The sequence below is a fragment of the Burkholderiales bacterium genome (genome assembly GCA_036262035.1).
In the GTDB taxonomy this organism is placed as follows: Bacteria; Pseudomonadota; Gammaproteobacteria; order Burkholderiales; family SG8-41; genus JAQGMV01.
Map to the genome: position 1 here is coordinate 432,202 of DATAJS010000013.1, position 15,032 is coordinate 447,233.

Annotated in this window: 11 protein-coding genes; 8 read left to right on the forward strand and 3 right to left on the reverse strand. The window is 64.5% G+C overall.

Annotated features, from left to right (window positions below):
• Nucleotides 1–43: 43 nt before the first annotated feature.
• From VHP37_17555 to VHP37_17565, 3 genes are all read left to right on the forward strand, one after another.
• Nucleotides 44–2,590 carry a sugar phosphate nucleotidyltransferase gene (locus tag VHP37_17555; protein ID HEX2828165.1) on the forward strand — a complete coding sequence of 849 codons (2,547 nt, stop codon included), beginning with the start codon at nt 44–46 and terminating at the stop codon, nt 2,588–2,590.
• A gap of 215 nt (nt 2,591–2,805) precedes the next feature.
• Nucleotides 2,806–3,807 (forward strand): hypothetical protein, encoded by a 1,002-nt coding sequence (locus tag VHP37_17560; GenBank protein ID HEX2828166.1) that lies wholly within the window; start codon nt 2,806–2,808, stop codon nt 3,805–3,807.
• Nucleotides 3,808–3,866: 59 nt separating this feature from the next.
• Nucleotides 3,867–5,720 (forward strand): enterotoxin, encoded by a 1,854-nt coding sequence (locus VHP37_17565; GenBank protein ID HEX2828167.1) that lies wholly within the window; start codon nt 3,867–3,869, stop codon nt 5,718–5,720.
• 436 nt (nt 5,721–6,156) lie between these two features.
• On the opposite strand, the gene VHP37_17570 is transcribed toward VHP37_17565, so the two are convergent.
• Both VHP37_17570 and VHP37_17575 read right to left on the reverse strand, forming a co-directional pair.
• Entirely contained in the window at nt 6,157–7,221 is a 1,065-nt protein-coding gene (locus tag VHP37_17570; GenBank protein ID HEX2828168.1) for an MBL fold metallo-hydrolase, read from the reverse strand.
• Nucleotides 7,222–7,478: 257 nt separating this feature from the next.
• Complete coding sequence (locus tag VHP37_17575) at nt 7,479–7,907, reverse strand: hypothetical protein (GenBank protein ID HEX2828169.1); 429 nt, start codon at nt 7,905–7,907, stop codon at nt 7,479–7,481.
• Nucleotides 7,908–8,432: 525 nt separating this feature from the next.
• Between VHP37_17575 and thiD the strand changes: the two genes are divergently transcribed.
• The 5 genes from thiD (at nt 8,433) to VHP37_17600 (ending at nt 12,720) form a co-directional block, all read left to right on the forward strand.
• Complete coding sequence (thiD, locus tag VHP37_17580; protein HEX2828170.1) at nt 8,433–9,245, forward strand: bifunctional hydroxymethylpyrimidine kinase/phosphomethylpyrimidine kinase; 813 nt, start codon at nt 8,433–8,435, stop codon at nt 9,243–9,245.
• Between the two features lie 107 nt (nt 9,246–9,352).
• Entirely contained in the window at nt 9,353–10,021 is a 669-nt protein-coding gene (tenA, locus tag VHP37_17585; GenBank protein ID HEX2828171.1) for a thiaminase II, read from the forward strand.
• Nucleotides 10,022–10,081: 60 nt separating this feature from the next.
• The gene (locus VHP37_17590; GenBank protein ID HEX2828172.1) at nt 10,082–10,318 is read left to right on the forward strand and encodes a hypothetical protein; all 237 of its coding nucleotides are present in this window, start codon (nt 10,082–10,084) and stop codon (nt 10,316–10,318) included.
• Nucleotides 10,319–10,407: 89 nt separating this feature from the next.
• Nucleotides 10,408–11,634 carry a CoA transferase gene (locus tag VHP37_17595; protein ID HEX2828173.1) on the forward strand — a complete coding sequence of 409 codons (1,227 nt, stop codon included), beginning with the start codon at nt 10,408–10,410 and terminating at the stop codon, nt 11,632–11,634.
• Between the two features lie 12 nt (nt 11,635–11,646).
• Nucleotides 11,647–12,720 carry an LLM class flavin-dependent oxidoreductase gene (locus VHP37_17600; protein HEX2828174.1) on the forward strand — a complete coding sequence of 358 codons (1,074 nt, stop codon included), beginning with the start codon at nt 11,647–11,649 and terminating at the stop codon, nt 12,718–12,720.
• 26 nt (nt 12,721–12,746) lie between these two features.
• Here the strand turns inward: VHP37_17600 and VHP37_17605 are convergent, their stop codons facing one another.
• A complete protein-coding gene (locus VHP37_17605; protein ID HEX2828175.1) occupies nt 12,747–15,020 on the reverse strand; it encodes an aconitate hydratase in 2,274 nt (757 codons plus the stop codon).
• Nucleotides 15,021–15,032 lie beyond the last annotated feature (12 nt).

Consider the following 15,032-nt stretch of genomic DNA (forward strand, 5'->3'; position numbering starts at 1 on the left):
GACCCCGGCTGCTTTGGGGTCAGACCCCGGTTTCCTATCCCCCATGCAGCGCCTCGACTGGATCGTCGTCGTCGTCAGCCTCGTGCTCTGCTACCTGCCCGCGCTGTTCTATCTCAGGCGGGCGGGCTCGAGCACGAAGGAGTTCTTCGCTTCGGGACAATCGGCGCCGTGGTGGCTGGTGGGGACGTCGATGGTCGCGACGACGTTCAGCACCGATACGCCGAACCTGGTGACCGACTTCGTGCGCACGCACGGCGTCTCGTACAACTGGGTGTGGTGGGCGTTCCTGCTCACCGGCATGGCGACGGTGTTCTTCTACGCGCAGTTGTGGCGGCGCTCGCGCGTGCTCACCGATCTCGAGTTCTACGAGCTTCGCTATTCCGGCAAGCCCGCGGCGATCGTGCGCGGCTTTCGTGCGGTGTATCTCGGTCTCTTCTTCAACATCATGATCATGGCGCTGGTAACGCTCGCCGCCGTCAAGATCGCGAACGTGATGCTGGGGTGGGACCGTCTGGAGACGATCGCCATCGCCGGAACGGCGTGTGTGCTGTTTGCGGCGGTCTCGGGACTCTGGGGCGTCATGTGGACCGACCTCGTGCAGTTCGTGCTGGCGATGGTCGGAGTCATCGTCGCGGCATATGTGGCGCTCGACCATCCGGCGGTCGGCGGGCTTTCGGGCTTGCTTACGAAGACCGACCCGAAGACGTTGTCGCTCCTTCCGGACTTCGACGACACCTCGCTCGTGCTGATGGTGCTCGTCATTCCGCTCACGGTGCAGTGGTGGTCGGTGTGGTACCCGGGCTCGGAGCCCGGCGGCGGAAGCTACGTCGCGCAGCGCATCCTCGCGTCGAAGAACGAGCGTCACGCGCTCGGCGCGACGCTCTGGTTCAACGTCGCGCATTACGCGCTCCGACCGTGGCCGTGGATCATCGTGGCGCTGTGCTCGATGCTCGTCTTTCCGACGCTGGACGACATCCAGCGCGCCCTGCCGCACGTGGACGCGTCGCTGATGGGAAACGATCTCGCCTACCCGGCGATGCTGACCCTGCTCCCGGTCGGCATGAAGGGGCTCCTGATCGCATCGCTCTTCGCGGCGTATCGGTCGACGATGGAGACGCATCTGAACTGGGGCGCGTCGTACCTCGTCATCGATTTCTACCAGCGTTTCCTGAAGCCCGGCCGGTCGGAGCGCCATTACCTGTGGGTGTCGCGCAGCCTGACGGCGCTGCTCATGGTGGCCTGCGGTTTCTTCACGCTCGCGCTCTCGACGGCGAGCGAGGCATTCCAGCTTCTGTTATCGGTCGGCGCCGGGACGGGGTTGATCTACCTCCTCCGCTGGTTCTGGTGGCGGATCAACGCGTGGAGCGAGATCTCCGCGATGGTGTCGTCGTTCGCCGTCGCGCTCGGGTTCTTCGTCGCGAAGAAGGCCGGCGTCGTGATCCAGGACCCGTGGCCGCTCCTGATCACGGTTGGACTGACCACGATCGTGTGGGTGACGGTCACCCTGCTTACCGAGCCCGCCGATCGCGCGACGCTCGTTCGCTTCTATGAACGAACGCGCCCTGCCGGGCCCGGCTGGAATGCGATCCGTGCCGCGACGAACCTGCCGCCGTCGTCGGACAGCCTGCCCCAGATGCTGCTGGGATGGACCGCCGGCGTGACGTTCGTCTACGCGGGGCTGTTCGGCACCGGGAGCCTGATCTACGGCCATACCACGCAGGCGATGCTGTGGATCGCGGTGTTCGTGGTGAGCGGCGTCGTGCTGGTGCGCGTCGTACAGCGGCTGTGGTCGGGCGAGTGCACCAAGGCGGTCGTCCTCGCGCGCGGACTCGGGACGCGCATGCGTGCGCCGGACGGCGCCGCCGCTCTCGCGCCGGATCAAGCGCGCGCGGCCGACACGGGCGTCAAGGCGATGATTCCGGTCGACCGTCCTTTCCTGGACTACGTGCTCAGCGGACTGGCCGACGCCGGATTCAGGGAGGTGTGCATCGTCGTCGCGCCGGACGATGCGACGATACGCGATCACTACACGAAGCATGCGCCGTCGCGAATTCGGGTGGCGTTCGCCGTCCAGCAGGAGGCGAAGGGAACGGCGGATGCCGTGCTGCCGGTCGAGGACTACGCCGGCGGCGAGCCGTTCGTCGTGTTGAACGGCGACAACTACTATCCGACCGAGGTGCTTCGGAGGTTGCGATTGGCCGATGGCTGCGCCGGTGTCGCGTTCACCCGCGAGGGGCTTTTGCGAACGGCCGACGTCCCCGCGGACCGGATCGCGAAGTACGCGATCCTCGACGTGACCGAGGACGGCAGGCTCGAGCGTATCGTCGAAAAGCCGGCCTCATCGAAGCCCGGCGATCGCGTGAGCATGAACTGCTGGCGTTTCACGTCGGACATGTTTCGCGCATGCCGCGAGGTGCCGGTATCAAAGCGGGGCGAGTACGAGCTGCCGGCCGCGATCGGGTATGCGATGGAGCAGCTTGGGATTTCCTTTCATATGGTATCCGCCGACGCGACCGTGCTCGACCTGTCGCACCGCGCCGATGTGCCGACCGTTGCTGCGCGCCTCCAAACGGTGAAGGTGGAGCTCTGATCGAGACCGTTTACGCGTGTGCGCGCGACGCGCTTGCCGCTTCGCCCGACGCGGCGTTCTGGGTACCCGGGCGCATCGAGTTTCTCGGCAAGCACACCGATTACGCCGGCGGACGGAGCCTGCTGTGTGCCGTCGAGCGCGGAATCGGTATCGTCGTTACGAAGCGTGCGGACCGCCGGCTGCGCATCGTCGACGCGGCGCGACCGGATGACGTCGTGGACTCCTCGATCGACGCGAGCGCGAGTGCGCCGCCCGGCCACTGGTCGACCTATCCCGTCACGGTCGCCCGCCGGATCGCCCGCGACTTCGGCGGCGATCTTCGAGGAGCGGATATCGCCTTCGCGAGCGACCTGCCGATCGCGGCCGGCGTGAGCAGCTCGAGCGCACTGGTGGTCGCAACGTTCCTGGTGCTGGCTCATGTCAATGCGCTGGCGCTCGAGCCCATGGAGCGGCTCGCCGCCTACCTGGGCGCCGTCGAGAGCGGCTACGCGTTCGGCGACTTTGCCGGCGACAGCGGCGTCGGCACGTTCGGCGGAAGCGAAGATCACACCGCGATCCTGTGCGCCCGGCCGAACGCCCTCGTCCAATACTCGTTCTGTCCGGTGCGCTTCGAGCGCGAGGTGCCGTTGCCGCACGATCACGCGTTCGTGATTGCCTCGAGCGGTGTCGTCGCCGAGAAGATCGGCGCGGTTCGCGAGCAGTACAACGAGCTGTCCCGGTCGGCACAGCGCATCGCCGAGCGGTGGCGAGCGATCTCGGGTCGCAACGATGTGACGCTGGGCGATCTCCTGGCGTCCGGGCCGGATGCCGTCGAGCAAACTCTGCATGGCATCGATGTCCCGCTGCGCGATCGGTTCACGCAATTCGTCCTCGAGAGCACCGAGCTGATTCCCGCCGCAGGCGATGCCCTCGCAGCGGGCGATCTCGTTCGGCTCGGACAGATCGTCGATCGCTCGTTTGATGCGGCCGAGCGATTGCTGCGCAACCAGGTCCCTGAGACGATGTGGCTGGTTCGCGACGCACGTGCGCGCGGGGCGGTCGCCGCGTCCGCTTTCGGCGCGGGATTCGGCGGAAGCGTGTGGGCGCTGGTGCCGGCCGAGCGCGCCGAGTCGTTTCGCGAGACGTGGGCCGAGGAATACGCGCGCCGCTTTCCGGGTCCGGCCGCCCACAGCGAGTTCTTCACGACGCGAGCGGGATCGCCCGCCATGAGGCTTTGATGGTGTCACGACGGGAGTTTCTCGATCGCAGTGGTCGGTTCGCGTTGGGCGTCGCCGCCATGCCTCTCGGGGGAACGGGACGCGAGCTCACGCTGAGCAACGAGTCGATCGCCGCGACGTGGACGATCGCCGACAACACGATCAAGCCATCCACGCTCAAGAATAGGCTGCGTGGAGCGAGTCTTCCCGTCCCGGCGGAGCTTTTCACGCTGAATGCGCCGTCGCCGATTCCCGCGAGCGCGTTCCGGATCGCCGGCGATCCGCGTGTGTCGCGGTCGGAAGTCTCGGCGACGCTGCGCGATCCCGACGGGAGAATAGAGGTTGTCTGGCGCGCGACGCTCCACGACGACGCGAAGTACCTGCGGCAGGAGTTCTCCCTGCGTGCGCTGAAGGGCGACGTCGCGCTGCGTGAGATCTCGCTGTTCGACTTCAACGCACCACAGGCGCGTGTTTCGGGGACGGTGCGCGGGTCGCCGATCGTCGTGAACGAAGAGTCGTACTTCGCGTTCGAGCATCCGCTCGCGAACAACGGTGTCGACGGCGATCGGGTGCGCTGTCGCATGGCGAGGACGCTGCCGCTGCGACCGGGGACGACGCTGGAGCTGAGCTCCGTCGTGGGTGTGACACGGACGGGTCAGTTGCGGCGCGATTTCCTGGCGTACATCGAGCGGGAGCGGGCGCACCGGTACCGAACGTTCCTGCACTACAACACGTGGTACGACATCGGGTTCGCATCGCAATTCAGCGAGCGCGACGCGCTGGCGGCGGTGAACGCGTTCGGAAGGGAGCTGCACGACAAGCGCGGCGTCACGCTCGATTCGTTCCTCTTCGACGACGGATGGGACGATCCCACCACGTTGTGGCGCTTTCATTCGGGGTTCCCGAACGGGTTCAGCAAAGTCCGCGACGCGACGCGCAAGTACGGCGCGGCCCCGGGCGTGTGGATGTCGCCGTGGGGCGGCTACAACAAACAGAAGGAGCAACGCCTCGCGTATGGACGCGCGCTGGGCTTCGAGACCAACGAGCGCGGATTCGCGCTGTCGGGGCCGGTCTATTACAAGCGCTTTCGCGACACGTGCGTCGAAATGATCCGCAAGTACGGCGTGAACCAGTTCAAGCTCGACGGCACCGGAGACGCGGCGAGCACCGCGCCGGGCAGCCCGTTCGACAGCGATTTCGACGCCGCGATACACCTGATCCGCGAGCTGCGCGCTTCGAGCCCGGATCTCTACGTGAATCTCACGGTGGGCACCTATCCGTCGCCGTTCTGGCTGCGCTACGCGGATTCGATCTGGCGCGGGGGAGAGGATCACGGCTTCGCCGGCGTCGGCACGAGCCGTCAACGCTGGATCACCTATCGGGATGCCGACACGTATCAGCGTGTCGTGAAAGCGGGTGCGCTGTTCCCGCTCAACTCGGTCATGCTGCACGGACTGATCTGCGCGCGGCACGTCAAGAACCTGAACACCGATCCCGGGAACGATTTCCGGTCGGAGGTTCGTTCCTACTTCGGAACCGGGACGCAGCTACAGGAGATGTACATCACGCCATCGCTGCTCTCGCGAGAGAACTGGGACGCGATCGCCGAAGCCGCGAAATGGTCGCGGACGAATGCGGAGACGCTGGTCGACACCCATTGGATCGGCGGCGACCCGTCGCGCCTCGAGCCTTACGGCTGGGCGTCGTGGTCGCCGAAGAAGGGGATCGTGACGCTGCGCAATCCAAGCGATCGGCCGCAGTCCATCGCGATCGATGTGGCGGCGGCGCTCGAGCTGCCGGCCGGATCACCGCGGCAATTCGATGCCACGAGCCCGTGGGATCGGAATGTTCGGTGGGCGTTTCGTGCGGGAGAGGAAACGCAGATCGCGTTGGGGCCGTTCGAGGTGGTCACGCTCGAATTGGTGGGGCGATAGTTTCTACCCTACCGCACGTTCTCGTAGGGTGCGTGGTAACGCACCGCACAACCAGACCAATTTCATTCCCGGATACGTGCGTAGTACTTCGACGCTTACGAGCGGACGAGCTCGCGACGACCAACCGCATCTACGCGGACCCGTACCGCTTTAAACCGTGTCGTGGCAGTGGCGTGGCGCGCGCGTAGACGATGGCGCTGAAGGTATCCTACCTTTCTGGTGTGGAAGCCGTATTGATGCCGGCCGATGCGGAGGTGGAGCGATTTACGAGAGGGCTGATGGCGTCGGAGATTGACCTAGTCGCGCAAGCGCCAGGGGACTAGAAGCGGGGTTCAGTGAACCAGCGCTAGTATCGATTGCGGATCCGTCTCTCGCGTAGCCCAACGCGTAGTAGCGTCCCTAGAATGGCTTGCGAGCCAACTTGATGGCGGAAGCGCTAAAGCATCCGCGCATCCTCAAAGAGTTCCACCCGCCATCCCGCGGAGCCGTGCTGCTTGCGTAGTCGGACTGCGCCGAATCCAGAGTTCACCGGCGTTATCTTGTCAGCAATTGCGCGCATGCGTCGCAACTGGTCAGTTGCGATACGCGCGCGGCGGCTCGATGTGGAAGTGATATAGACCGCCTCAGCGTCCGATCTCACACGAGTCCGATCATCAGCGGTGGGCAAGCTGACAGAACCCTTAACGAATGGTGTCAGAACCGCCACCGGCTGCTGTTGCACTAGGTGTGACCAAATTCCAACGTGGTTTCCGGTCTTAGAACCGTGATGAGCAACCTTGTAAGCAGATGCCCGACGTCTTTGTAGACACCACGCGTTCGAAACTAAAGCGGCCCATCCACATTGCGGGTAGTCTTCCAGATCCGAGCCGAGAAGCACTGCTTCCTCGCCGAATTCCACGTGCAGAACAATCGCCTCGATATTAGGCTTCAATTCCGGCGCGTGCATAACAGGTGCGTTAGCGATCGGCACATACGTAGCAAAATGTGTTAGCGCTACGGCCTGCGCGGCGGCATTCGGCGCAAGCGCGAGAACGCGCACGCTTCGCCCACATAGCGTCTCCTCGAAGACAATCGTCCGCTGATCGGCGAAATAGAAATTCCGTGTCTTGCCAATGGCAGCCGCGAGTTCCTTTGTGCCTCGCGTAAGGCTCGGAGCTATGGGGCCGCCATTACCTTCGACAAAAGCCAAAGCTTCGCGATCGCTAAATACGCTCGAGATAAAAAGATCTGCCTGAGGATATGCGTCAAGTAGCTTTGAGAGCCCTCTGACGTGATCGTCATGCCAGTGTGAGGCAACAATGACCCGGACGGCGTCGGCCGGCGCGCCGATTGCGCAAAGATATTCGAGAGACGCTGGGATCTTTGTGTCGAGTGGCTCGCAGGAATCGACGAGCATCCACTGGCCGCTGCCAAGATGAACCGCTATTGCCTCGCCGTAACCGGGGCCGAATACAGTTACCTCAATTTCGTGTGCTTCGGGTGCCGCTCCGTAATCACGCATGACCCACGACGGTGTTTAGTCGGCTAATTTGTTCTTCACCCGCCCGCGCTCCAATGCTTCATCTGCGCGGTTGAAGATCTGCTCAACCTCTCGCTTCGTCCAATTCGGAACGCGTCGGAAGCGAAGCTCTTGCGCGTTTCGAATTGTGCCGCGCTTCGTTTCCTTGTACAGCGTCCAATAGAAAAACGGCGCCGGGGACGACGAGGTCGCCATCTTGCGGATTCACCCATTCGAGAGCTATCTCCGCAATATGATCGTCAACGTTTCCAGCTCATCGCTCTCTTCTGAGGAGCGCTGCCTGATAATGTCGCGAAAGGTAGGCTGGTGTGGCTCGTTCTCTCCCGGCAGCTGCGAAGCTTGTAATGCGCCATGTAATTCAGGCCGAGAGCGCGTACAGGCGTATGTGAAAGCAGCAGAAGTGAGCCGACTGCGAGATCGCGGACTACCGGGGTCAATGGCTCGCTCTGAACAATCAATTTTCCGGGCATAACCTGCAGCGTGAATGCATCAGTTTTAATTTGCGTCGCCCTACGGCTTACAACAAGGTCGTCGTCCTCGACCGCAGTACGCGCGTCGGCTTCGCCAATCAACTGGTTACGCTCGAGCCAAGCGGGAGAAAATACGGCTGGATTGAAATCACCGACGATGACGACGTTGCCGGAAAATTTTTCAGCAGTCCAGCTCATTCATCCTCTTAGTAAGAAGTGCGGCGGTCCGCGCCGACCAAACCCGCAAAAGCAATAATTGTAGCCTGAGATCCTGAGTCCGTCGGTTGCGCCAACGCTTCCATACGAGATGAGTGGCTTAAGAGAGACGCCTTTTTTACGCCAGCTCACAATAGAGTGTAAGTAATTGATTCTAATACCGTCTAATCACGGATTGCGAGCCCAAATTCAGCCATTAAACGACCGGCTTTCACATGCCCGTGGTCCAGACCCCTGCCCGCTACTTACTCAGCAGTTACAGCACCGCGGGTTTGAGTTTGACTTGCCCCTGCTCCTAATGGTCAGTCCGCCACGAACATCCGCGGAAACGCGTCAGAGTCTTCCATAAGAATTCGACAGACCGTCGCGATGGTTGTGACGCGTCTCTGAACAGCTTCTGTAGTCGGCACCAGATGTCTCCTTGTGCCGGGATGTGCATGGGAGCCCTCTCAAGCATCAGCGGTTTGCGCTCGCGTTATGATCGCCCATAGATACGCAGGTGGAGTGATGTCTTTCCCCGACCCCCGTCCGCTCACTGTTCTAACCATCGCCGGCTCCGACTCCGGCGGCGGTGCCGGCATTCAAGCCGATCTCAAGACCTTCGCCGCGCACGGCCTGCACGGCCTTTCCGCGATTGCCGCGCTCACCGCCCAGCACACGCGCGGCGTGGCGGCAGTGCACGTGCCGCCGGTGGCTTTCCTGCGCGAGCAGATCGATGCGTGTTTCGGTGATTTTCGTATCGGCGCGGTCAAGCTGGGGATGCTCGCCAACAGGGAAGTGATCGATGCGGTCGCCGATGCGCTCGGGCGGCACCGGTCCGCCTTTGTCGTGCTCGATCCTGTCATGGTGGCGACCAGCGGCGCGCGGCTGCTCGAGCCGGACGCGCTCGATGCGCTGCGCACGCGACTGTTTCCGCTGGCGACAATCCTCACGCCCAACATACCGGAGGCGGAGTTGCTGCTCGGCAAGCCGATAAACGACGACGCAGATGCTGAAGCAGCGCTGGACGCATTGCGGGCGTTGGGCACGCAGGCGTTGCTGCTGAAAGGCGGTCACCTGAAGAGCAGCAACGGAATGGTCGATCGTTATCGCGACTCGAGCACGAGCAGACAATTCAGACACGAACGTATCGACGTCGAGGGCCACGGCACCGGCTGCACGCTTGCGTCGGCGATTGCGGCGAATCTGTGTCTCGGCAAGGCGTTGCCCGAGGCCTGCGAAGCCGCTACCGACTATGTGCATGGGGCGTTGAGGCATGCGTATCGTCCTGGGCGCGGGGAGGTGGCGGTGTTGGATCATTTCTGGCAGAGGACCGGATGAGTTCCGAAAGCTCGAAAGACAAAATGGATTCCCGCCGTCGCGGGAATGACGGGCCTGCCCCGTCGACGACGTCCGCTGACCTGGATTCCCGCATTCGCGGGAATGACGTGCCTGTATTCACCGACAAGCTCTGGCAGTCGATCGAGCCGATCTATGCCGCGATCTTGCGCCACCCGTTCATCGCCGGCCTGACCGACGGCTCACTGCCGCTCGAGTCGTTCGAGTTCTATGCCGTGCAGGACGCGCTCTATCTGCGCGAGTTCGCGCGCTCGCTGGCGATCGCCGCGGCGCACGCGCCCAAGGACGACTGGATCGTGATGCTGAGCGACCACGCGGCCGGCGCGTTGCGCGTGGAGCGCACGCTGCACGAAGGCTTCTTCCAGGAATTCGGGCTCACGCCCGAAGACGTCTTCAACACACCGCTCGCGCCCACGTCGCTTGCATACACGCACTACCTGCTCGCGGTGGCACACGGCCGGCCTTTCCACGAGGCGCTCGCCGCGCTGCTGCCGTGCTACTGGATCTACTGGGAGGTCGGCAAGACGCTCACAAAAGCGGGCTCGCCGAATACGTTGTATGCCCGCTGGATCGGCACCTACGGCTCCGACGAGTTCGGCAGCATCGTGCGCGCGGTGCTCGATGCCATGAACGAGGTCGCCGCGAGTGTCGGAGAGACCGAGCGCATTGCGATGCGCCGCCACTTCACGACGACGAGCCGTTACGAGTGGATGTTCTGGGACATGGGCTGGCGCCGCGAGCGCTGGCCGGTCGGATAGACCTGCCGCGCCTTTGGAAATCCTGTCCTCGACGGCGTCTGCCCCAGCACAATTTCCGCCATGACACGGATCATCGGCGCTCAGGATCGTTTCGAATTCATTCTCGAACCCTGCGAAGCGTGGCATCGAGGCAGGTTACTCGACCGCATGCTCGCGGAAGCGCAGTCGCCGCGCCCGCGCGGAGTTTTGCGCGCAACCCATGCCGTGTTCAACCGGCTTGATGAATTGCAGAAGCTCGAGAGTGCACGCCGTCTGAACGACGTGCGCTCAGGCGGCTCAGGTGAATCCTCCCGCTGATCCGCGGCAGTAGAGCCCAGGCGTTGCCGGCGCGCCCGATCCGGTGCACGCTATCCGTCCCGCCGCTGCATTTCTCGAGAGGAGCACCAATGAGCGAGAACACGCAGGATCTCAATTTCCTTCAGGGCATCAAAGTCGTCGATTTCACCCAGTTCGAAGCGGGCACGACCTGCAGCGAGATGCTGGCCTGGTTCGGCGCCGAGGTGGTCAAGATCGAGAACCCGGGGCGCGGCGATCCCGGCCGGCGGCTCCGCCCCGGCAAGCCCGACGACGACCCCTGGTATTTCTATCAGTTCAACGTCAACAAGAAGTCGATCGCGATCAACCTGAAGTCCGCGCGCGGGCTCCAGCTCGTCAGGGACATGATCGCGAAAGCCGACATCGTCACCGAGAACATGGCGCCCGGCACGATCGAGCGGCTCGGCCTGGACTACGAGTCGGTGAAGAAGATCAATCCGCGCATCGTCTACTGCCAGATCAAGGGATTCGCGAGCGGCAGCCCGCACGAGGCGGGACTCGCCTTCGACATGATCGCGCAGGCCGCCGGCGGCCCGATCAGCGTGACCGGCGAGCCCGGCCGCCCGCCGGTCAAGCCGGGGCTCTCCTTCGGCGACACCGGCACCGGCATGCTGATGGGCGCGACGATTCTCGGCGCGCTCATCGAGCGCAACCGCACCGGCCAGGGGCGCCGGCTTCAGGTCGCGATGCAGGACGCGATGATCCACTACATGCGCACGTGTTTCTCGAACATGGCGCGCACCGGCAAACCGACGCCGCGCAACGGCGCCAAGCCGGGCGGCGGCAACAACGCACCCACCGGCATCTTCCCGACCAGGGGCGGCGGGCCGAACGACTACGTCTACATCACCTGCAGCCGCGCGAACCCCGAGCACTTCACGCGGCTGGCGAAGCTGATCGGGCGCGAGGAGCTGAGCACCGATCCGCGCTTTGCCACCGGCGAGGCACGGGCCCAGAACGAGAAGGAGCTCGATGCGATCATCGGCGAATGGACGAGCCGGTACGAGAAGCGCGAGGCGATGGAGAAGCTGATCGCAGTCAGCGTGCCGGCCGGTGCGGTGTTCGACACGCTGGAGCTGCAGAACGAGCCGAGCTTCGTCGAGCGCGGCTTCATGCAGACCGTGAAGCACCACAACGGCGAGTACAAGATGGCGACGTGGCCGGTGAGCGTCGACGGCAAGATGGTGCGCATCAAAGGCTCGCCGGCATTGGGGCAGGACACCGCCGCGGTGCTTCAGGACTGGCTCGGCGTCGATGCGGCGCAGCTCGACGCGCTCAAAGCCGACGGCGTGCTTTAGACAGCTTCAAGCATGCGCCTCGGCCTGTTCATGATGCCTTTGCATCCGTCCTATCGCGCGATCGCCGATTGCTACGACCGCGATATCGAGCAGCTGGTGCTGGCCGACAAGCTGGGGTTCGCCGAAGCGTGGCTCGGTGAGCACTTCACCGAGAAATGGGAGAACGCGCCGTCACCCGATCTGTTGATCGCCAAAGCGCTGGCGTTGACCGAACGGATCCGTTTCGGCACCGGGGTCACCCTGCTCGCCATGCACGAGCCGGTCTATCTCGCCCATCGGGTGGCGATGCTCGATCACCTGGCGCGCGGGCGCTTCAACTGGGGGATCGGGCTCGGCGGGATCCCGACCGACATGAAACTGATGGGACTCGACCCGGCCGAGGCGCGCGGCCGCTCATTCGAAGCGCTCGAGGTGGTGCTCGGGCTTTGGCGTAGCGACAGCTCGTACTCGCATCGGGGCGATTTTTTCCGCATCGAGGCGCCGCAATTCAATCCCGTGACCGAACGCGGGCTGCACATGAAGCCGATGCAGTTGCCGCATCCGCCGATCGCAGTCGCCGCGAGCACGCCGCGATCGGGTTCGCTGAAAGTCGCGGGCGCGCGCGGATGGTCGCCGATGTCGAGCTCGCTGTTGTCGAGTGCGTTCCTGCCGGGGCACTGGGAGACCGTGGTGGAGGGCGCGAAGAGCGCGGGCCTGACGCCGAATCGCAGCGACTGGAGAATCGCCCGCGACATCTTCGTCGGGCCCACACCCGCGATAGCGCGCGAGCGCGCGCGCGCCGTGCTCGGCCGCAATTACGACGTGCATCAACGGCCGAGCCGCGCCGGCACCCTCCAGATGCAGATCATGAAGGTCGATCCGTCGATGGCCGATGACGCCGTCGACGTCGACTATCTGATGGAGAACCTGTGGATCGTGGGAGACCCGCAGGAGTGCGCCGACAAGATCCGCGCGCTGTACGAAACGACCGGCGGCTTCGGCACCCTGCTCTGCGTGACGGCCGATTCGGACGATCCCGCCTGGGATCACGAAAGCCTGCGGCTGCTCGCCGAAGAGGTCGCGCCGCGTATCGCCGATCTGGGCTGAAACGGCGGCGCGCCCTCTCCTCGTTCTCAGTGCTGCATCGTGTTCAGCGCCGAGCCCTTCCTGAACCACTCGATCTGCGAAGCCGTGAACGTGTGCTTCAGCGCCAGCAGCGTGGTCGTGCCGTCGGCGTGCTCGACCTGGCACGTGACGGGCTTGCCCGGCGTCAGGTCCGAGAGACCGGTCAGCGATACGCGGTCGCCTTCGCGGATCTTGTCGTAGTCCGCCGGATCGCTGAACGTCAGCGCGAGCAAGCCCTGCTTCTTCAGGTTCGACTCGTGTATGCGCGCGAAGCTGCGCGCGATGACCGCGGACCCGCCGAGCAGACGCGGGATCAGCGCCGCGTGCTCGCGGCTCGAGCCTTCACCGTAGTTCGAATCGCCGACGATGACCCAGGTGAGCCCCTGCGCCTTGTAGTTGCGGGCCACCACCGGGATCTTCTGGTCGCGCTGACCCGACAGCACGTCGATCGTCGTGCCGCGCTTGCCGTCGTAGGCGTTGACCGCGGTGAGCAACAGGTTGTCGCTGAACTTGCCGAGGTGTCCGCGGTAGCGCAGCCACGAGCCGGCCGGGGAAATATCGTCGGTCGTCGTCTTGCCCTTGGTCTTCATGAGCACCGGCGCACTGCCGATGTCCAGCCCGTTCCATTCGGCCCACGGCTCGATCGCCTGGAGGCGTTCGCTGTTCGCGGGGATCTCGATCTTGAGGTTGCTGCTGTCCGCGGGTGGCTCGACGTAGGCGGGAACGCCGGGCGTGAAGCCCTTCGCCGGCACTTCGGGCGCGACGCCCGGCGCGTTCAGCTTGAAAGGCTTCCCGTCCTTCCCGGTGAGCGTATCGGTCTGCGGATCGAACGAGAGCCTGCCCGCGAGCGACAGCGCGACGGCGATCTCCGGGCTCGCGATGAAGTTCATCGTGCCGGTGCGCTCGTCGTTGCGTCCGGGGAAGTTGCGGTTGTACGACGTGACGATCGAGTTCGGCTTGTCCGCCACGGGATCGGTGCGGCGCCACTGTCCGATGCAGGGACCGCAGGCGTTCGCCAGCACGACGGCGCCCGCCTCCTTGAGCGCGGCCATCTGGCCGTCACGCTCGATCGTCGCGCGCACCTGCTCCGAGCCGGGCGTGACCATCAGCGACGCGGCCGGCGTGAGCCCGTGCGCGTGCGCCTGGCTCGCGACGTCGGCGGCGCGGCTCATGTCTTCGTACGACGAGTTGGTGCAGCTGCCGATCAGCACCTGGGAGATCGTGTCGACGAAGGCGTTCTTCGGGTCGACGAGCTCCTCTTTGAGCTTCGACAGCGGGCGGGCGCGATCGGGCGAGTGCGGCCCGACGATGTACGGCTCGAGCGTGGAGAGATCGAGCTTGAGCACGCGCTCGTAGTACTTCTCGGGGCTCGCTTCCACTTCCGCGTCGGGCTCGAGGAGGTGCTTGTTCTTCTCGACGATGGGCACCAGCGCGCCGCGGTTGGTCGCGTGCAGGTAGGCGGCCATCTTCTCGTCGTACGGGAAGAGCGAGGTCGTGGCGCCGACTTCCGCGCCCATGTTGCAGATCGTCGCCTTGCCCGTGGCGCTGATCGTGCGCGCGCCGGGGCCGATGTATTCGATGATCGAGTTGGTGCCGCCCGACACGGTGAGCTGGCCGGCGACCCACAGGATGACGTCCTTGGGCGCGGTCCAGCCCGAGAGCTTGCCGGTGAGGTAGACGGCGACGCGGCGCGGGTGCAGAAGCTCCCACGGCAGCCCCGCCATCGTCTCGACCGCGTCCGCGCCGCCGACGCCGACCGCACACGCGCCGGCGCCGCCCGCGTTCGGAGTGTGCGAGTCCGTGCCGATGATCATGTGGGCGGGGAAAGCGTACTGCTCGATGACGACCTGGTGGATGATGCCCGCGCCCGGTCCCCAGAAGCCGGCGCCGAATTTCGCCGCCGCGGACTTGAGGAAATCGTAGATCTCGCTGTTCTCGGCGATCGATTCCTTCAGGTCGGACGTCGCACCCGTGCGCGCCTGGATCAGGTGGTCGCAATGGACGCTCGTCGGCACCGCCACGGAGGCGCGGCGCGTCTGCATGAACTGGAGGAAAGCGCTCTGGCCGAGCACGTCCTGGAGGACGACGCGGTCGGGACGCAGAAAGAGCGTCGCCTTACCCGGCTCGAGCGGCTGGTTCCGGGGATCGTCGAGATGACCGAAGAGGATCTTGTCGGCGAGCGTGAGTGGCTGGTTGAGGCGCTTGCGAACGATCGCCAGGCGCGCTTCCATCGCTGCGTACATCTTCGATGCCATCTCGGGCGTCGACTCGACCTTGGACATGTGTATTCCCCC

Excerpts from the sequence above, each read along its gene's own strand:
- VHP37_17575 (HEX2828169.1), bottom strand. The coding sequence starts at position 7,907 with ATGAGCTGGACTGCTGAAAAATTTTCCGGCAACGTCGTCATCGTCGGT.
- VHP37_17590 (HEX2828172.1), top strand. The coding sequence starts at position 10,082 with ATGACACGGATCATCGGCGCTCAGGATCGTTTCGAATTCATTCTCGAA.
- VHP37_17570 (HEX2828168.1), bottom strand. The coding sequence starts at position 7,221 with ATGCGTGATTACGGAGCGGCACCCGAAGCACACGAAATTGAGGTAACT.
- VHP37_17565 (HEX2828167.1), top strand. The coding sequence starts at position 3,867 with ATGCCTCTCGGGGGAACGGGACGCGAGCTCACGCTGAGCAACGAGTCG.
- VHP37_17605 (HEX2828175.1), bottom strand. The coding sequence starts at position 15,020 with ATGTCCAAGGTCGAGTCGACGCCCGAGATGGCATCGAAGATGTACGCA.
- VHP37_17595 (HEX2828173.1), top strand. The coding sequence starts at position 10,408 with ATGAGCGAGAACACGCAGGATCTCAATTTCCTTCAGGGCATCAAAGTC.
- VHP37_17600 (HEX2828174.1), top strand. The coding sequence starts at position 11,647 with ATGCGCCTCGGCCTGTTCATGATGCCTTTGCATCCGTCCTATCGCGCG.
- thiD (HEX2828170.1), top strand. The coding sequence starts at position 8,433 with ATGTCTTTCCCCGACCCCCGTCCGCTCACTGTTCTAACCATCGCCGGC.
- VHP37_17555 (HEX2828165.1), top strand. The coding sequence starts at position 44 with ATGCAGCGCCTCGACTGGATCGTCGTCGTCGTCAGCCTCGTGCTCTGC.